20 protein-coding genes are annotated in these 18,145 nt (G+C 61.8%); 18 read left to right on the forward strand and 2 right to left on the reverse strand.

The features are described 5' to 3' along the window. The first annotated feature begins 4 nt into the window (after positions 1-4). The 5 genes from NUU27_RS06515 to NUU27_RS06535 all read left to right on the forward strand — a co-directional run bounded on the left by NUU27_RS06515 (position 5) and on the right by NUU27_RS06535 (position 6,702). Positions 5-1,117 (forward strand): ABC transporter ATP-binding protein, encoded by a 1,113-nt coding sequence (locus tag NUU27_RS06515; protein ID WP_257761273.1) that lies wholly within the window; start codon positions 5-7, stop codon positions 1,115-1,117. Further along, the gene (locus NUU27_RS06520) at positions 1,114-2,628 is read left to right on the forward strand and encodes an FAD-dependent oxidoreductase (protein ID WP_257761274.1); all 1,515 of its coding nucleotides are present in this window, start codon (positions 1,114-1,116) and stop codon (positions 2,626-2,628) included. Before NUU27_RS06515 ends, NUU27_RS06520 begins: the two co-directional genes overlap by 4 nt. A 92-nt stretch (positions 2,629-2,720) precedes the next feature. Continuing rightward, a complete protein-coding gene (locus NUU27_RS06525; RefSeq protein ID WP_257761275.1) occupies positions 2,721-3,671 on the forward strand; it encodes a dihydrodipicolinate synthase family protein in 951 nt (316 codons plus the stop codon). A 142-nt stretch (positions 3,672-3,813) separates the two neighbouring features. Beyond that, complete coding sequence (locus tag NUU27_RS06530; protein WP_257761276.1) at positions 3,814-5,091, forward strand: ABC transporter substrate-binding protein; 1,278 nt, start codon at positions 3,814-3,816, stop codon at positions 5,089-5,091. A 156-nt stretch (positions 5,092-5,247) separates the two neighbouring features. Beyond that, positions 5,248-6,702: an aldehyde dehydrogenase family protein gene (locus NUU27_RS06535; protein ID WP_257761293.1), complete on the forward strand. Its 1,455-nt coding sequence runs from the start codon at positions 5,248-5,250 to the stop codon at positions 6,700-6,702. A 71-nt stretch (positions 6,703-6,773) separates the two neighbouring features. On the opposite strand, the gene NUU27_RS06540 is transcribed toward NUU27_RS06535, so the two are convergent. After that, positions 6,774-7,946, reverse strand: a complete 1,173-nt coding sequence (locus NUU27_RS06540) for a Gfo/Idh/MocA family protein (RefSeq protein WP_257761277.1) — start codon at positions 7,944-7,946, stop codon at positions 6,774-6,776. A 105-nt stretch (positions 7,947-8,051) separates the two neighbouring features. Here NUU27_RS06540 and NUU27_RS06545 point away from each other — a divergent pair, with 105 nt between their 5' ends. From NUU27_RS06545 to NUU27_RS06565, 5 genes are all read left to right on the forward strand, one after another. Next, positions 8,052-8,756, forward strand: a complete 705-nt coding sequence (locus NUU27_RS06545; RefSeq protein WP_257761278.1) for a hypothetical protein — start codon at positions 8,052-8,054, stop codon at positions 8,754-8,756. A gap of 114 nt (positions 8,757-8,870) precedes the next feature. Continuing rightward, a complete protein-coding gene (locus NUU27_RS06550; protein WP_257761279.1) occupies positions 8,871-9,596 on the forward strand; it encodes a LuxR family transcriptional regulator in 726 nt (241 codons plus the stop codon). 88 nt (positions 9,597-9,684) lie between these two features. Continuing rightward, positions 9,685-10,317: an acyl-homoserine-lactone synthase gene (locus tag NUU27_RS06555; RefSeq protein ID WP_257761280.1), complete on the forward strand. Its 633-nt coding sequence runs from the start codon at positions 9,685-9,687 to the stop codon at positions 10,315-10,317. A gap of 7 nt (positions 10,318-10,324) precedes the next feature. Continuing rightward, positions 10,325-10,570 carry a transcriptional regulator domain-containing protein gene (locus NUU27_RS06560; protein ID WP_257761281.1) on the forward strand — a complete coding sequence of 82 codons (246 nt, stop codon included), beginning with the start codon at positions 10,325-10,327 and terminating at the stop codon, positions 10,568-10,570. A gap of 7 nt (positions 10,571-10,577) precedes the next feature. Beyond that, positions 10,578-11,123, forward strand: a complete 546-nt coding sequence (locus NUU27_RS06565; protein WP_257761282.1) for a DNA -binding domain-containing protein — start codon at positions 10,578-10,580, stop codon at positions 11,121-11,123. 30 nt (positions 11,124-11,153) lie between these two features. On the opposite strand, the gene NUU27_RS06570 is transcribed toward NUU27_RS06565, so the two are convergent. Then, positions 11,154-11,405: a DNA -binding domain-containing protein gene (locus NUU27_RS06570; protein ID WP_257761283.1), complete on the reverse strand. Its 252-nt coding sequence runs from the start codon at positions 11,403-11,405 to the stop codon at positions 11,154-11,156. A gap of 151 nt (positions 11,406-11,556) precedes the next feature. Between NUU27_RS06570 and NUU27_RS06575 the strand changes: the two genes are divergently transcribed. The 8 genes from NUU27_RS06575 to NUU27_RS06610 all read left to right on the forward strand — a co-directional run bounded on the left by NUU27_RS06575 (position 11,557) and on the right by NUU27_RS06610 (position 18,106). Beyond that, entirely contained in the window at positions 11,557-11,772 is a 216-nt protein-coding gene (locus tag NUU27_RS06575) for a helix-turn-helix domain-containing protein (protein WP_257761284.1), read from the forward strand. A gap of 408 nt (positions 11,773-12,180) precedes the next feature. Beyond that, entirely contained in the window at positions 12,181-13,143 is a 963-nt protein-coding gene (locus tag NUU27_RS06580; RefSeq protein ID WP_257761285.1) for an ArdC family protein, read from the forward strand. Then, complete coding sequence (locus tag NUU27_RS06585) at positions 13,140-13,775, forward strand: DUF2958 domain-containing protein (protein ID WP_374565880.1); 636 nt, start codon at positions 13,140-13,142, stop codon at positions 13,773-13,775. The genes NUU27_RS06580 and NUU27_RS06585 overlap by 4 nt, the downstream gene beginning before the upstream one ends. A 75-nt stretch (positions 13,776-13,850) precedes the next feature. Next, positions 13,851-15,581 carry a ParB/RepB/Spo0J family partition protein gene (locus tag NUU27_RS06590; RefSeq protein WP_257761286.1) on the forward strand — a complete coding sequence of 577 codons (1,731 nt, stop codon included), beginning with the start codon at positions 13,851-13,853 and terminating at the stop codon, positions 15,579-15,581. Positions 15,582-16,116: 535 nt separating this feature from the next. After that, positions 16,117-16,440, forward strand: coding sequence for a DUF736 domain-containing protein (locus NUU27_RS06595; protein WP_257761287.1), 324 nt, complete (start codon positions 16,117-16,119; stop codon positions 16,438-16,440). Between the two features lie 177 nt (positions 16,441-16,617). Beyond that, positions 16,618-16,887, forward strand: coding sequence for an AlpA family transcriptional regulator (locus NUU27_RS06600; protein WP_257761288.1), 270 nt, complete (start codon positions 16,618-16,620; stop codon positions 16,885-16,887). Beyond that, positions 16,884-17,432 carry a S26 family signal peptidase gene (locus tag NUU27_RS06605; RefSeq protein ID WP_257761289.1) on the forward strand — a complete coding sequence of 183 codons (549 nt, stop codon included), beginning with the start codon at positions 16,884-16,886 and terminating at the stop codon, positions 17,430-17,432. Before NUU27_RS06600 ends, NUU27_RS06605 begins: the two co-directional genes overlap by 4 nt. Continuing rightward, positions 17,420-18,106: a lytic transglycosylase domain-containing protein gene (locus NUU27_RS06610; protein ID WP_257761290.1), complete on the forward strand. Its 687-nt coding sequence runs from the start codon at positions 17,420-17,422 to the stop codon at positions 18,104-18,106. Before NUU27_RS06605 ends, NUU27_RS06610 begins: the two co-directional genes overlap by 13 nt. Positions 18,107-18,145 lie beyond the last annotated feature (39 nt).

Below are 18,145 nucleotides of genomic sequence, written 5' to 3' on the forward strand. Positions count from 1 at the left end.
TGGTATGGCTTCACTCGTAGCGCAAAACATCAACAAGGCATTCGGTGGCTACACCGCTCTCGACAATGTCACCATAGAGGCGAAGTCGGGAGAGTTCCTTGTGCTTCTCGGGCCATCGGGATGTGGCAAATCCACCCTGTTGAGCATCATCGCCGGACTTGAAACGCTTACCGACGGTGAAGTGCTGATCGATGGTGAGCTGGTGAACCATCTCGATCCCAAAGACCGGGACATCGCCATGGTGTTCCAGTCCTACGCTCTCTATCCGAGCATGACCGTTCGCGAGAACATCTCCTTCGGCCTCAAGATCAGGGGTGTTCCCAAACCACAACGCGAGGAGGCGGTGCAGCGTGTCGCCAAGATGCTCAAGCTGGAATCGATGCTCGACCGTAGGCCGAGCCAACTCTCCGGTGGGCAGCGCCAACGCGTTGCAATGGGTCGAGCTCTGGTGCGCGATCCGAAGATTTTCCTCTTCGACGAACCGCTGTCCAATCTTGACGCCAAATTGCGCGTCGAGATGCGCACGGAAATCAAGAAGCTGCACTCCATCCTGGGCGTGACCATTGTCTATGTCACCCACGACCAGATCGAGGCGATGACCTTGGCGACCAAGGTCGTCGTCATGAAGGAAGCCCGCATCCAGCAGATCGGCACGCCGCAGGAGATCTATGATCAACCTCAAAACACATATGTGGCCCGGTTCATTGGCTCCCCGCCGATGAACCTCGTTCCGGGGTCGCTCGAGCGGAGCGAGGGTGGAACCTTCGTTCGTGTCGCTTCCGCATCGGAGGCGCTTCACATCCCCGTCTCGTCCGATCTCGGCCGCCCGGCGGATGCGGGTCGCGAGGTGTTTCTGGGCGTGCGTCCCGAAACGATTTTCGAAGCAAATCGCACGGGTCCGGAGGTCGAGCCCTTCCGTTTCGATGTCAAGCTCGACGTCATTGAGCCGACCGGGTCGGACGACCTCGCGATTTTCGACCTGGGAGGTCAGGAGGTCACGGCGCGACTGAGGCCGGGATCGGGCACCGCCGGCGAGCAGATCGCGCTGGCCGTGGACCTGAACAAGGCGGTCCTTTTCGACGCCAGGTCCGGAAACAGGATCGGCAATGTCAGATGACGGAGTTCGACGTTGTGATTGTTGGAAGTGGTGTCGGCGGCGCCTGCACCGCGTATCGCCTGGCCCGCGCTGGAGTGTCCGTACTGGTTCTCGAGCGAGGAGGCTATTTGCCGAAAGAACCCGAAAACTGGTCGCCTGAAGAAGTCTTCCTCAACCAGCGCTACGTTGCGCGGGATGAGAAATGGAGTCTGAACGGCGGAAAGCCCGAGTGGCCTGCCAGCTACTACAATGTCGGCGGCGCCACCAAGATGTTTGGCGGGGTCCTTGCCCGGTTGCGTGCGCGCGATCTTGAAGAGCTTTCGTTCGAGGACGGTGTGTCCCCGGCATGGCCGATTACTTACCAGGACCTCGAAGCCTACTATACGGAGGCGGAATCATTGTTTCGCGTGCATGGCCGCCTGGGACTGGACCCGACCGAGCCACCGCATTCCGCAGGCTATGATTTCGGTCCGGTGGACCACGAGCAGACCATTCTCAATCTGTTCAACGGGATTCGGGCGAAAGGTCATCACCCTTATTCATTGCCGCTCGCGGTCGAGCGGCACGCTGGCGGCACTTGCGTGCGTTGCGCAACCTGCGATGGGTTCCCGTGCAAGCTCGGGGCGAAAAACGATGTCGAACAGATTCTGGTCCAGCAACTTCTTCAGCGCCCGAATGTGACGCTGAAGACGCACAGCAAGGTCGAGCGCATCGTCCTTGATGAAGCCGGCAGGAAGGTCGACCACCTGATCGTCTCCACCCAAGACGGGAAGATCTTCGTACGCGGCAATGTCTATGTGCTTTCGGCAGGGGCGATCAATTCGGCAGCGCTGCTGCTCAGATCCGCCGACGAGCGCGCCCCCAGGGGAATCGCCAACTCCTCCGGTTTGGTCGGACGCAATTACATGGCGCACAACTCCTCCGTAGTCATGGCGATCGGGCGCAAGAAGACCGGTGTCACGTTCCAGAAAACGATGGGACTGAACGATTTCTACTTCGGCGACGCCGACTACCCCTTCCCCATGGGAAATGCCCAGCTTATCGGCAAGGTGAGCGGCGCTGTACTCGCCAGCCAGACGCCATTGATGCCGCGTTCGATCGGTGATGCCATAAGCGCACGAAGCGTCGACTGGTATGTTCAGACCGAAGACCTGCCGTGCGCGGATAGCGGTGTGCGCATTGCGAATGACGGGACTCTTCAGCTTGCAAAAGTGCCGACGAACCGGCGTCCCCATCGTGAAATCGTCAAGCGCGTGTCACAGATCATGCGCGATCAGGGCTATCCGATCGTTGTCAGTCGGGAGTTCGGCATCCGCACCACATCGCACCAATGCGGGACCGCACGTTTTGGCACGGATCCGGCTCATGACGTGCTTGACCCATATTGTCGTACCTTTGACCATCCCAATCTGTTCGTCATCGACGCGTCGTTTTTCCCGTCGTCAAGTGGAATGAACCCGTCGCTGACAATCGCGGCGCAGGCCTTCAGGGCCGGCGATCATATTCTCGCGTCCGAGTTCGGAATTCGCTAGATCGTGGCCGGATTGACTTGAGCGGAACAGCCGCAAAATTCCATTGCAACGATCTAATAACACTGTTAGCGTCATGACAAAGGAGAACTGGAGTGAAAACCACCCCAATTACCTTCGAGGATCTGGCCTCATCCGTTATCGGGGTGCCGCCTTTGCCACGGGACAGAGACCTCGGGCTGGCCAAGAACGAAACCAGGCGGCTTGTGCGGCATCTGGAAAGCGGCGGTATCACCAGCCTGATGTTCGGGGGGAACGCCAATTTCTACCACTTGCCGATCTCCGAATACGCCGACACCGTCGACTTCCTGGTGGAAACTGCAGCCCCGAACTCCTGGGTGCTGCCTGCCATCGGCCCGGATTTCGGCAAGATGCGCGACCAGGCCAACATCCTTGCGGAACGGAAATTTCCCGCTGCGATGTTGCTCCCCTCGGCTGCGATGTTCACGCCCGACGGTGTCGCGGCGGCGATCAGGAAGTTCGTTGAACGGTCCGGTCTGAAGGCGGTTCTCTATCTGAAGGCAGAGAATTTTCTGACTCCGGAGCTTATCCGTTCCCTTGTCGAAGACAGTCTTGTAGCGTCGATCAAATATGCGGTGGTGCGTCCCGATCCCGAACGGGACGACTACCTCGCCGAACTCTGCGATACGATCGACCGACGCTACCTCGTCAGCGGCATTGGAGAGCGTCCCGTCGTGGTCCATTTCCGGAAATTCGGACTGTTCTCGTTCACCTCCGGTTCGTGCAGTGTCGCCCCGTCCCTTTGCGAGCAATTGCGCCGGAAACTCGTGGCCGGCGACTTTTCCGGAGCCGAGCGCCTCGTGGAGTATTTCATGCCCTTGGAGGATGAGCGGGATCGCATACACCCGGCACGCGTGCTTCATGACGCCGTCACGGCGTCGGGTGTCGCCGACTGTGGTCCTCAGGTGCCGATGTTCTCAAATGTTTTCGGGCCGGATCTCGACGCTGTCGCGGCGGCGGCGACTGGTCTTTACACGCATGAGCAGGCGGTGAGGAAAAACGTCCAGGCGGCTTTGGCCTCCTAGGCGGCGGACAAGCACCAGGAGAAGGGTTATTATTAGTTAGATCGATATAATAGAATCGGAGGAACTTGGTGTCGTCGTGTACCTCACGGAGATGCCGGTAACCGCCGCAAAAGCGGCAGAGAAGAAGGACAGGGAGAACACAATGAAGTACACTGCAAATCCGAGAGTGTCGATAATCAAATGGGCAACCGCCACCGGCGTGGCGGCGTTGATGAGCGTTTCTTCTGCCGCTGCGCAGGAGTCCGTCGAGGTCATGCACTGGTGGACGTCCGGTGGCGAAGCCAACGCGCTGAATGTGTTGAAGGAGGCACTGGAGAGCGACGGTATCGCTTGGGAGGACGCGGCCGTTGCCGGCGGTTCCGGGACAAACGCTCTGCAGGTGCTGCAGGCTCGCGTGGCCGCGGGAGATCCGCCGGCCGCCATGCAGATGCATGGCCAGCAGGTCATTGAATACAGGGATGCAGGGCTTCTCGGCGATCTCAACGAACTCGCGGCTGCCGAAAACTGGGACGCTGTCATGTCACCTGACCTGCAGAACTACGCAAAGCGTGACGGCACCTACGTTGCAGTGCCGTTCAACATGCACCGCCACAACTGGATGTGGGCCTCGAAGGAGATCCTCGACAATTATGGTGGCGAAATGCCGGACACCTGGGACGCGTGGTTCGAGGTCGCCGACGAGATGAAAGCCGATGGCGTTCTGCCGCTTGCGCATGGTGGCCAAGCCTGGCAGGAATTCATGCTTTGGGAAGACATTGCGGTTGGCCTTTACGGGCCCGACTTTCATACTAGGGCTTTCGTTGGTCTCGACAAGACGACTCTGACTTCGGACGAGATGAAAAACGTGTTTGAGACCTTCCGTAAGGTCTTGAGCTACGCCGATCCCAACGCTTCAAACCGCGACTGGAATCTTGCCACCGCGATGGTGATCGAAGACCAGGCCGCTTTCCATTTCATGGGCGATTGGGCGAAGGGTGAGTTCATCGTTGCCGAAAAGGAGGCCGATACCGATTATGTCTGCGCGCCGGCGCCTGGCACTGATGGCACCTTCATCTATCTGGCTGACTACTGGGGTTTCTTCTCCGTCAGGGACGAAGAGGCTCGGAAGGCCCAGACCGAAATGGCGCGCATGACCATGGATCCCGCAGTCCAGACCGAATTCAATATCCGCAAGGGTTCGATCCCGGCGCGTATGGACATTGATGCGGCCGCCTTCGATGTGTGCGGCGCTGCAGCCATTTCTGATCGTGCGGAAGCGACGGAGCAGGGCACCATGCTGCCGTCTCTCGCTCAGAACCACGCACAGCCTCGAGAGGTCCGCGGCGTGTTCGAAGACGCGATTACGGCCTTCGCCAATGATACTTCTATTTCGGCCGATGATGCCGTGCAGCGCATCGTCGACGGTCTAGCTTCGCTCTGAGGCAGGCTGCCGGGAGTAGAAGGGCGGGGCATCGCGTCTCGCCCTTTCTGTTGGCCACTGTTCCGCCCCAAGGGGTTTCAAATGCTTCACAATGACAATGCACTGATCCGACAATATCTTGACGACCGCATTCCCCAACAAGCTGTGAAACGCCAGATGTTGATCGACGGCCGCTGGTGCGACGCGGTTTCGGGAGAGACGTTTGTGCGTGCTTCTCCGGGCAATTCCCGCGAAGTGGGCAACTATCCAAAAGCGGGTGTCGCGGATGTGGATATGGCTGTCGGAGCTGCGCGCGAGGCATTCGACACGGGTGGCTGGCGGCGTATGCCGGGCGTGGAACGCGCCGGCATACTCGCCGCAACGGCAAATCTGATGCGCGAGCATGCGGACGAACTGGCGTTGTTCGAAACGCTGGAAAGCGGAAAGACAATTACATCCGCGCGTCGGGAAATATTTGCGTCGGCGGATATCTGGAACTATTGCGCCGGATTGGCCCGCACACTGCACGGCGAGGCGCACTCGAATCTGGGCGACAATCTTCTAGCCGCAATTCTGCGCGAACCGGTCGGGGTCGTGTCGATTGTCACGCCCTGGAATTTCCCCGTCCTCGTTGTTTCGCAAAAATTGCCCTTCGCGCTGGCGGCCGGCTGTACCGTGGTCCTGAAACCCAGCGAGTTCACTTCGGCAACGACACTGATGATCGCCGAGCTCGTGCAAGAGGCCGGATTGCCGAACGGCGTCCTCAACGTCCTTACCGGCTTCGGCGATCCTGTGGGCCAGCGGATGCTCGATCACCCCGATGTGGACATGATATCGTTCACCGGCTCGACCCGGGTCGGGAAGGTGGCGATCGCGGCATCGGCGGCGCACATCAAGAAGGTCTCGCTCGAATTGGGCGGCAAGAACGCCCAGGTCGTTTTTGCCGATGCGGATTTGGAAGATGCCGCGGACGCGGTCGTCGAAGGCGCTTTCAAGAATGCGGGCGAAAACTGCAATTGCGGCGCACGCATTCTGGTGGAACGCTCGGTGTTCGACCGGTTCATCGGCCGGGTCAAGGAATTGGCCAGCCAGGTAAGGGTAGGCGATCCCCTGGACCCGCAAACTCAGGTCGGTGCCATCATTCACGAGCAGCACCTCGACAAGATCTGTGCGTTTGTCGACCGCGCGGAGCGGGATGGTGCACGGATCCATCTCGGCAAAGGCCGGCTGAGATCCGAGGCCGGATATTATGCCCAGCCTTGCCTTGTAACGGGCGTCGACAATAACGCGCCGATCGCCAATGAGGAGGTGTTCGGTCCGGTTGCCGTGGCAATGCCGTTTGACAGCGACGACGAGGCACTTCGCATCGCCAACCAGACTGAGTACGGCCTGTCTGCGAGCGTCTGGACGTCTGACTATGAAAGGGCGATGCGATTTGGAAGGGAACTGCAGGCCGGCACCGTGTGGGTCAACACCTATCTCAGCGGACCTCCGGAGCTTCCGTTCGGCGGCTGCAAGCAGAGCGGACTCGGCCGGGAGAACGGCAAGGCCGGCATTGAGGAATTCACCGAGATCAAGACTGTCCAATTCCAGACCGGACCACGCCAGGGGCGCTGGTTTCCGCGCCCTTAGATGCGTCCGGCAGACAATCGGCTTGCGCGGGGCCGGCAAATGCCGCACCCCGCGTTTCCGGAAGTTCTTGTTCAATTGCCGTTGTTGACCTGAACCCACTTCCTCGAGGCGTGCGATTCCATGCACGCATCCACGAGCCCAACGATACGCTGGGCATCGGTGAAGGTGGGCCAGATTTCCCTGTTGTCGACGATCGAGCCGATGACCTCGCGGACCTCGTAGGCCTTGATCTCATTATAACCCAGGCCGAAATTGGCCAATGGCAGATAGGCCCCGTATTCGGGCATATCGGGGCCGACATCGACAGCTGTGAATCCCGCAGGCCTTCCATTCCCCGGGGCCTGATAGACATGCAGGCGTGTGATGTTGTCGTAGTCGTAGGTGATCGCGCCCTTGGTGCCGTATATTTCATAGCGCTGAACAAAGCGCTTGCCGGTCGCGATGCGGCTGAAATCAACGATGCCAACCGCGCCGTTCCTGAACCTGCACATGAGCATGCCGAGATCGGGATTCGTGACCGCGCGCTTCGGCGTATCCGCGGCGATTTCGACGGCCTGACCGTAGACTGCACCGGAGACCTCGGGCCGCTCCGGGAAGAGTATCGGGCAATGGGCGGTCAGTTCGTCGATAGGCCCCACCAGATAGTCCATGAAGCTGAAAACATGCGAACCCGTGTCGCCGACAATGCCAGTGGCGGCGAGATCGCCGTCGAGGCGCCAGATAAATGGCGCAAGCGGACTGCCATGGGTATCGACGTGCTGGGCGCCTTTGAAAAAGGTGATATCGCCGATGTCTCCGTTGTCGATCAGGCGCTTTGCCAGCCGGTGCGCCGGATTGACCGGAAAGCTGTGTCCGACGCGGGTAATGAGCCCCTTCTCGCGTGCGATGGCCGCGATCTCGCGCGCCTGATCACCCGTGTCAGTCATCGGTTTTTCGCAATAGACGTGTTTTCCGGCCTGCAGGGCCGCCTTGGCGACCTCGTAGTGAATCTTGTCCGGCAGGCATATGTCGATCAGATCGACCTCCGGGTCCGAGACCGCGTCGGTCCAGTCGGTCGACGTCTGGCATCCGCCCAGCCGGCGGGCGAGTTTCTCGATCGCTGCCTCGTCCTGGTCGATCAGCCATTTGATCCGAACCTCCGCGCCAAGATCTCCAAATTGCCGTTCGAGACCGGCATAGGCGTTGGAGTGGACCTTTCCCATCCACCCGTTTGCCCCCAGCACCGCAACTACGATCTTTTTCATGGCTACCTTCCTCTCCGCTGATTTTGGCTATAATCACGCTTGTTTAGATCACTAGATCGATCTAATATATCGATACCACAAATTCGCTTTTTGAGGAGTCTCGATTTGTCCGGGAAAAACACGCGGCGTGATCTGATTTTTGCCGACCGGCATATGTCGGCCGTTCTGATCGAAAACGTGGAGAATTGTGAGGTTGACGGCATTGTCGTCAACCTGTCGCCGGAAATCATCGAGGTCGAAGGTAAGGTGAACGCTCCGATCTTTCCCTGGCGCTCGACGATCGTGCGGAACAAGCAGGTCATCTCGGCGCGGCGGATCGCCGTTCTCAAGATCACGGAAATCGAAAATCTCGGCGGCGTGATGTTTCGCGGCTGGCAATGGTTCGGCGAACAGTTCGCAGGCTTTCCCAGAGAGACGCCGCTATATGTTTCGAAGATCGACAGCGTCGGAACGGTGCAAGAAGATCCATTCGCCTTCACCCGCGAGAAGCCGGTCGCCGAGCCTTCACGAAGGCAGGAATTCGAAATCAGGCTCAAATGCTGGTGGTCGCCATGCGAGACGGACTGCTTCATCCATACGGAGCATCCCTTTCTCGAGGTGCACACGCAGATTCACGGCGAAGGCCGAATGCAGAAGTTTCGCGAGAACGACGCATCCACCATATACGAGGATGTCGTAATGATGCCGGGCTTTACCCATGAACCGTTCTGCAGGGTTACCGGCGCCAATGAATGGACCTATCCCTGGCACCGCTACTATACGGTTCGCGAAGGCATCTGGCTGGCGATCGAACTACATCCGCTCGGCTGACACCTTCGAAAGCTCCGACCACGTTTCCTTTGGCTCACCCAGGAGAAATGCATATTGCCAGAACCGCCGGATCGAGACGCGCCGGCCATCGGGAAAATTGAATGACGGCAAGTCATGCAGCTTGTTTTCGAAACTTTCCTCGAACGCTTGTCGGAAAGCATTGACGAGGTCGACTTTCGCGAGGCGATGGCCGAAGCGGCTTATGCGCTCGGTTTGGAAACATTCGCCTATTTGTCCTTGCCCGTCGAAACCGCGGCCAAACCCAAGCTAATCTCGAACTACCCGTCCTGCTGGACATCGTATTACTTGCGCAAGCGATACGAAGATTTCGATCCGGTGATCGAGCAGGTGCGGTGCGGCACGTGCCCCTTTCCATGGGGTCCGGAATTCGGTCGCATCGGCTCATCGAAACGGCAGCGTCAGGTGTTCGATGAGGCAGCGGCTTTCGGTATCTGCTGCGGATTGACGATCCCGGTTGTTGATCACCGGGGTGGTGTCGCTGCGATGACCTTCGCCGCGGATGAACCCGATCCGACGTTCCTGCGCGTCGCCGAGCGCTATGGGCAGGCGCTCCAGCTCATGGCGATGTGCTTTCATATAAGCGTCCGCCGGAAGCTGTCTGGCGATCGAAGGGTGGACGGCGTCAAGCTGACGCCTCGTGAGTACGAATGTTTGCAGTGGGCTGCCCGCGGAAAGTCTGCCTGGGAGATCGGCGGCATCCTCGGAATCAGGAAGCGCACCGCCTCCTTCCATCTCGACAATGCGAGAAGGAAACTCGGCGTGCGCACCATCAATCAGGCGGTGGTTTTGCTGGCCTCTTCAAGTTCTTCAACTCTCTGAAAACCGTGTCTACCTGTGCGTGTGCGCAGGCTGTCTCGGCGTGAGCATTCGCCTCCAATGGCAGGGTCATTCCTGCAAGGAGGCCACAATGATGCAGCTTATTGCGCCCGACTGGTACGGTAATTTTGCCGACGAACTCCATGACATGCACCGCCTGCGATACCGTGTCTTCAAGGAGCGGCTCGGCTGGGACGTGCGCACGCGCGGCGGGTTCGAAATCGATGCATTCGATGCGCTGAAACCATGTTACCTGCTGCTGCGCGGTGATGAAGGGAGCGTCGATGGTTGCGTGCGTCTTCTTCCGTCAACCGGACCCACAATGCTGCGCGATACGTTCTCCACGCTTCTGAGCGGCATGTCGGCACCCCAGACGGCCCAAATCTGGGAAAGCAGCCGCTTCGCGCTTGATCTGCCGTCATCCGCACCGAAACGGGCAGGAGGGATTGCGCTCGGCACGTATGAACTCTTCGCCGGCATGATCGAGTTCGGCCTGGCGCGCCGACTGCGCAGGATCGTGACGGTAACCGACCTGCGCATGGAGCGGATTCTGCGTCGAGCCGGCTGGCCGTTGGACCGGATTGGTGCACCGCAGACCATCGGCACCACTCGCGCCGTTGCCGGCTTTCTGGACGTCTCCGATGAGAGCCTTGCTGCAATCCGTCACAATGGCGGTCTCGCAGGTCCCGTGCTGTGGGCGCCTGTAATCGGCATCGCTGCGTGACATGGTTTTGACGGGCAGTGTCGCCGATTGGCCGGATTGGCGGTTTCGCAACACCTATGGCCATACGCGGCGCCTGACACGACGCGGCTGGGCCTGGGAGTTTCTGAGGCGCAATCCGGCATTCCGGCGTGATCTGATGCGCGCGCTGGAGCACGCCCGGTATGCCGAAAGGCGCATGGATGTCGACGTGATCACATCGTCATTCAACCTGGCAGGATGGGGGCTCCTGTTTCGCAAGCTCCTTGAGGAGTGATGCGGCGGTGATCTGGTGCCCCTGCCAATGCCCGCATGTGCTGCCGGTTGTCGCCGAACCGGCATCGTTGCCGGCGGCGGGATGTTCGTTCGATCTCGTTGCATTGCCATGCCAGGCAACGATCCTGAAAACGGCCGATGGTCGCCAGCATGTCCTGCTGCGGGATGCTCGCAGGGATCTCCAGCTCCTGGTGACGGGCTCGAATGTTCTGCAGCCCGTTCGGCTCCGCACCGACGCGATCTGGCCGGCCGATCAGTTGAGACATCGCATGAATGCGCTCGAATGTCTCAATGCTCTTCACGCGACCGAACAGCTCCCGGACAGGCTGTTCCCACCTGAGGCGCGCGGCAACCGCCTACGCTTTGTGCTTCAGGCGCTTGACGGATCGCTGGCTGGAGCGTCTCAGCGTGAAATCGCGACGGCCTTGTTGGGCGAGCGGCGCGTCCAGGTCGACTGGATGGATCCGGGCGACCACCTCCGTGACCGCATCCGCCGCGCTGTCCGGCGCGGCCGCATGCTCATGAATCGTGGCTATCGGGATTTCCTCGTGTGAAGGAAACTGGGATCGTCTCGCCCACGCTGATCAGTGCGCGAACAGTTCCTTGTATCCCTCCGTAACCATCCAGTTTGCCCGAGCGAGATGGCTTCGCACGGCTTTTCGGGCGCGGTCTGGTTCTCGCACCGGATCGATGCCGAGGATGATCTGCGCCATCTCCCCCTCGCTGGCATCTTCCGCAGACGCGTCCAGGAGCCTCATGTAGGTTGTGAAGTGTTCGTTGTCGTAGCGGGTCAGACTGTCCGACCAGGGGACTTCGTCTTGGATTTCCAGTTTCATTGCGGCCTTCGTGCAGATTCGAAATTGAATGTAATGCCCTGCGGTCCGATTGTTATCGGACAAGACAAAGCATTCACTAGACCTGCGTAGTATAACGAATAGGAACTATCGTTCCTAGAACGATAGTTCCGGTTCTGGTCCCTATCTGGCCATGGACCTCAAGGAGGTCATGGCGATCAACATGCGTCGTTTGCGCCATGAGCAGAACCTGACGCAAGAAGAACTGGCAGCCCGCGCAGAGCTCAGCATGCGCTATGTGGGTTCGATCGAGCGCGCTCGGGTCGCAGCGAGCGTCAGCGTGCTGGGCCGGCTAGCGAGAGCGCTGGATGTCGATCCCTGCGCACTGATCACGCCACGACAACGATAGAAATCCACGCAAGCCAAGCCTGGCCGAATTGACACCTTTGCGCCCGCGCGCCTGCTGGCGCGCACCGGGTGCTTGTGAACCGAGCCCGCTTTTTCCTCGCTTCGCTCAGGCGGTCTCGGCCATGCGGCTTCGCCCCCTAGCGCGGGCAGCCCTCCGGGCTGGTACGGCCGCCGCCTTTGAGGCGGCGTCTTTGTCCGTTGGCCTTTCCCCGGGGCGCAGGGTGGGCGGCACTCCCTTCTAGGCCCGCCGCGGCGGCCCGCAACCCTCCGCTTGCGCTCCGGGTCCTCCACTTCGTTTCGTTCCTACGGATGCCGGCCGCCTCCGACGGTGGGCCTTTCCGGTCGTTTCTCGCCGCCCACCCCGCTTCCGGGGAAAGGCGCGCGAGATTTGCGAGCGGAGGACGAGATCATGCGCAAGACCGGCAAGCATCCTGCCCGTGGCAAGGCAGGTGCCAAGAAGGGGCAGCGCCCGACGGCCAGCCTTTATTCCGAAATCACCGACCGCATCATCGCCGATCTGGAGCGCGGGGCTGTGCCCTGGGTCAGGCCATGGGGGCGGGCGAAGGCGACCCTTGGCCTGCCGAGGAATGCCGCCACCGGCCGCACCTATTCCGGCATCAACATCCTGATCCTGTGGGGCGCGGTCATCGAGCGCGGTTTTGCCTGCCAGAACTGGCTGACCTTCCGGCAGGCGCTGTCCCTCGGCGGGAATGTCCGCAAGGGCGAGCGTGGCACGACCATCGTTCATGCCGACCGCTTCATTCCGAAGGAGGAAAAGGAGCGCGCTAAAGCCGAAGGCGACGAGCCGCAGGCAGTGCCGTACCTGAAGCGCTTCACCGTCTTCAACGTCGCGCAGTGCGACGGCCTGCCTGGCGACCTTCACGGCAACGCCGAGCCGCTGCCCGAACGCGAGATCATCCCGCAGGCCGAGGCGCTCATTCAGGCAAGCAGCGCGGATGTCCGGATCGGCGGCGCGCGTGCCTATTACACCCAGGCCGGCGATTACATCCAGCTGCCGCCGCAGCCCGCCTTCTTCGAGCAGATCGACTATTACCGCACTTGCTTTCACGAGCTTGGCCACTGGACCGGCCATCCATCGCGGCTTGCCCGTGACCTGTCCGACACGTTCGGCTCGAAGGCCTACGCCCGCGAGGAGCTGGTTGCAGAGATGGCCGCAGCCTTCGTGTGCTCGGCCCTCGGCATCGCGCCGACCGTGCGCCATGCCGACTATATCGGCTCGTGGCTGAAGGTGCTGCGCGAGGACAATCGCGCCATCTTCCGCGCCGCCAGCCATGCATCGAAAGCCGCCGATTTCCTTCTCGCCTTCCGATCCGAGGCCGAAGACGAGGCGCATGCGGGGATCGCGGCATGAAGAACCGCGATCCCCACACACTTCAGTCCGAAGCGACCGCGGAAGGCGAGCGGACGCTCGTTCCCAGCGTTCGCCCGATCACCACGCGCGACCGGCTGGCGGTCCTGATGGACGTGCCGATGCGCCCACGCGCGGCGCAGAAGCCGCTCGATATCGGCCGTTCGATCAAGCAGCGCGCAACCAGCTTGATCTGTTCTGATGGAGAACCAGCAATGATCCTTATCCCCGATGACATCCGTGCCCGGCTTCTCGCCAATGGCGCCGCCGAAGCCGAGACCGATCATTTCCCCGTCGTGAAACTGTTCGATCCGGCAGGCGCCGCGACCTGGCTCCTTACCGAAATGTCCCCCGACGGCGACACGCTGTTCGGCCTTTGCGATCTCGGCTTCGGCGCGCCCGAACTTGGCAGCGTCAGCCTCGCCGAGCTTGAAAGCGTCAAGAGCGCGTTCGGCCTCGGCATTGAGCGCGACCTCTGGTTCGAAGCGAGCTTTCCGCTGTCGGTCTATACCGAGGCCGCGCGCATTGCCGGCCACATCACCGACGCCGAACGCCTTCTGCGCCGCGCCGCCATCAGGCTTTCCAGTCCCCATTCCGAGCTTCCGCCCGATGTGGCGGGACCAGAGCGCCCGTAGGCGCAAACCGTCCCCGCCGCGCCGCTTGTCGCGTCAGCGGCGGAGACCATTCCAACCCAGACCAACGAGAGAACGATGCAACTCGCCCACATTCCCATCGACCGGTTGAACATATCGGCGGTCAACATGCGCCATGCCAAACGCGCACCGGACGTCTCCGATATCCTGCCGTCGGTCCGCGCACGCGGTGTACTGGTGCCGCTTCTGGTGCGCCCCAATGGCGAGCCGGAGCACTTCGAGATCGTGGCCGGCAGGCGGCGCTATTTCGCGGCGAGAACCGTCGCCGACGAGCGCGGCGAGACCGAGCCGCTGCCCTGTGCGATCATGGAGGATGGCGACGATGCCAATGCGCTCGAAGCCTCGCTGATCGAGAACATCGCCCGTCTCGACCCGGACGAGGTTTCGCAATGGGAGACCTTTGCGCGGCTGATCAGAAAAGGCCGCACCGTTCCCGAGATCGCCGCCACCTTCGGCATCACCGAGCTTCTGGTCAAACGCATTCTGGCGCTCGGCGACCTGCTCCCGAAGATACGCGAGGCCTATCGGCGCGAGGAGATCGATGCCGAGACCGTACGTCATCTCACCATGGCCTCCAGGGTCCAACAGAAGGAGTGGCTGGCGCTTTTTATCGATCCCGAGCGGCACGCCCCGCGCAGCTTCCAGCTGAAGCAATGGCTGTTCGGCGGACAGTCGATCTCCACCAAGGTGGCGCTGTTCGCGGTCGAGGATTATCCCGGCCTGATCGTCTCCGACCTGTTCGGCGAGGAGCGCTATTTCGCCGACGCCGATCTGTTCTGGCAGTTGCAGAACGAGGCGATTGCAGCCAGACGCGATGCCTATATCGAGGCAGGATGGAGCGAGGTGGTCGTGCTCGAGCCGGGCCAGTACTTCCATTCCTGGGAGCACGAAAAGACGCCGAAGAATAAGGGCGGCAAGGTCTTCGTTAGCGTCTCGCACCGCGGCGAGGTCGAGTGCCACGAGGGTTGGCTGTCGCGCAGGGAAGCCCGCCGGGCCCGGTCGAAGGGCGAGTCCGGCCAGGATGCCGAAACGCCGGCCAGACCGTCGCGACCCAAACTCACAGGACCGATGCAGAACTATGTCGACCTGCATCGCCATGCCGCCGTGCGTACAGTCATGCTCGATCATCCGGGCATCGTACTGCGCCTGATGGTGGCGCATGTCATCACCGGTTCCGGCCTGTGGCAGGTGCGCCCCGAACCGCAGCGTGCGGCCAACGAAACCATTGCCGCGAGCATCGCCGGAAGCAGGGCCGAAGCCGCCTTCGCCGAAAAGCGGCGCGCGGCGCTGGCCCTGCTCGGCTCACCCGACGAGGACGGCAGTGTCGCCGGCGGCAACGGCGACGACTTTGCCACGGCAAGCGTGTTCGCTCGATTGCTGGCGTTGTCCGACGGCGATGTCATGCGCGTTCTGGCCGTCGTCATGGCCGAAACACTGGAGGCCGGCAGCGCGGTGGTCGAGGCGCTCGGCAACCATCTGAACGTCGACATGGGCGACCGGTGGCAGCCGGACGACGCCTTCTTCGACCTCCTGCGCGACAAGGAAATTGCCAATGCCATGCTCTCCGACATCGCCGGCAAGCATGTCGCGGACGGCAATGTCAGCGAGAAGGTGAAGACGCAGAAGAAGATTATTCGCGACTTCCTGTCGGGCGAGAACGGCAGGCAGAAGGTCGATAGCTGGCTGCCGCGCTGGATGAAATTCCCGGTCGAAAACTACACCGAACGCGGCGGTTTCCGCACCGCCGATCAGTGGGCAAGGGTCCGGCATCTGTTCGTCTCCGAATGAGCACTGGACGGCAAGCGGCAGCATTCGAACTGCCGCCGCTTGCCCGCCTTCCGGTCGCATTGGACGCACGGCATGCCCTCGCTGCAGCACGGCATTCGTCCGGATTCAGCCGCATGACCTCCGGCGCCGGGCGCTCGGAACACCCGCGCAGTTCTGCCGGATTTGGCGATGGCTGCTTCGGCACAATGCCATCCGGCACGGCATCTGAACGTGAGCAAACCCGTCGAACCTGCGTCACCTGCCTGCTGCACCGTCCGCTCGTCTTGCCTGTCTCCCTTGCTCGTCTTGAGGACCATTCCCTTGCCGCTGGCCTCTTGACCTATGGGCGGGTCCGGCCCGCCCGAAACCCTCGCCGCCAGCTTTTTTCCCTGCCGCCTGCGGCGGCTTCCTCGCGCCGCTTCGCTCCAAAAAAGCTGTCCGCTCGGGTCCTCCGCAAACGCTGCGGTCCTGCCGGGTTCAGGCGGACCGAACACGCCCATCACGGTCAGCCATCGCAGGGGAATGGTCCCCGGCGACAAGCAAGGGAGACAGGAACATGACTGCAATCGGATACGTCACCAGGAAGGAAAACGGCGGCTACAAGGGCCAGCTCAGGACGCTCAGCGTCCGCGCCGAGATCGACATCGTGCCCAACAAGGCCAAGAGCGCCGACAACCATCCCGACTTCCGGGTGCTGACGCAGGGCATCGAGGTGGGCGCGGGCTGGATCCGCACCGGCGAGACCTCCGGCAGGGACTATGTGAGCCTCGCAATCGCCGCACCGGAGTTCGGGCCCCGCAAGCTCTACGCCAATCTCGGCCGCGCCGCCGGCCAGGACGACGACGACACCTACGCCGTCATCTGGAACCCGGTCGACTGACCGGAGATCCGAGCCCTCGCGCCGCAGCCGGCGCGGGGGCTTTTTCCAGGTCTTCCCGTCCGATCTCGTCCGCTCCAGGGGCGGCGAAAACTCCCGTCCGACTCTTCGCCCGTCCCCGCGGCGCCCTCGCGTCCCCATCCTCGCCAGCGCTTCTCCCGAACCGATGCGAGGACGATCATGGACGACGAAAACGAGCGCGCGGCCCGCGCCAAGAAGGGCAGCCCGTTTCTCAACACCGCGCAGGCCGCCTTCTATATCGGCCTGTCCCAGCGCACGCTGGAAAAGATGCGGGTGACCGGCGGCGGCCCGAAATACCGCAAGCACGGCCGCTATGTCCGCTACCACATCGACGAACTCGACGACTGGTCGAAAGGCCGTTCGCAGGACGCCGATTCCGATGACGACCGGGGTGGATCCGGCCGCGCCGATGGTGGAGGCCGGCCATGAGCAGGCCTCCTTCCATCCGTCTAATCGGCAGCCGCCTGAGCCGCGCCCGGGTGCTCAAGACGATCGCCGTTGCATCGATTGGCCTGGGTCTGATCGGCTTCACCGCGTTCGCAGACCCGTCGCCCCGGCTGGTGTGGAACGCCTCGGCGAGCGCGCCCGTCGGCCTTTACCGCGTCGGTCGCGATGCGCCCGCGCGCGGTGACCTCATGCTTGCCCGCGCGCCGGAATCCGTCGCCGCGCTTGCAGCGCGACGCGGCTATCTGCCCCGCAGCGTGCCGCTGGTGAAGCGCATTGCAGCACAGCCCGGCGAGCATGTCTGCGCCTTCAACGAGGTCATCATCATCGGCGGCGAGATCGTCGCGCGCCGTCTCGAGAAAGACCACAGGGGTCGTCCTTTGCCCTGGTGGAACGCGTGCCGCAGGCTCTCGGAACGCGAGGTCTTCCTGCTCAACGGTGACGCGCCCGGCTCCTTCGACAGCCGGTATTTCGGACCGGTCCCAGTCGAAAACGTCATCGGGAGGCTCGTGCCGCTATGGACCGGCTGACCCTCCTGATGCTGGGCGCGATCGCCCTCGCGCCCTGCGCCTGCTCCGCCTCCACCGACGCCGAGCCGGCTGCGGTTTCCCTCGATCAGCGGCTGGCGCGCTGGCAGGACCACGTCTCGGAAGCCTCGCGCCGGTTCGCAATTCCCGAGAGCTGGATTTATGCCGTCATGGATGCCGAAAGCAACGGCCGGACCATGCTCGATGGCCGTCCCACAACCTCCCACGCCGGCGCCATGGGCCTCATGCAGGTGATGCCCGAGACCTGGCGGGACATGCGCCGCGAGCACGATCTCGGCGCCGATCCCCATGATCCGCGCGACAATATTCTGGCCGGCACGGGATATCTTCGCGCCATGTATGACCGCTTCGGATTTCCCGGCCTGTTTGCTGCCTACAATGCCGGACCGGGGCGATACGAGGAGCATTTGCGGGATGGCAGACCGCTTCCAAAGGAGACGGTTTTTTATCTGAAAGGCCTCAAGGAAGCAGGTCTTTCGGCCGCCGATATGGATGGATTCAGGGGCAAATCCCGTCCCGCGAAGGTACCGGATATGCCGTCCGGGCGCTCGCTGTTCTTCCTTCGAAACGGCGTTCCCGAGGTTCGGTCGGATGGCGGAAATCTCGTGCCGCTCGGATCGGAGCGAACGCATGCGAAGCGGCCGGATCGCAGGTGAGCGCAGAAGGTGCAGTGGGCCAGACAGGGGCCGCGGAAT

Origin of the sequence: Nitratireductor sp. ZSWI3 (assembly GCF_024655565.1) — a bacterium.
Classification (GTDB): domain Bacteria; phylum Pseudomonadota; class Alphaproteobacteria; order Rhizobiales; family Rhizobiaceae; genus Nitratireductor.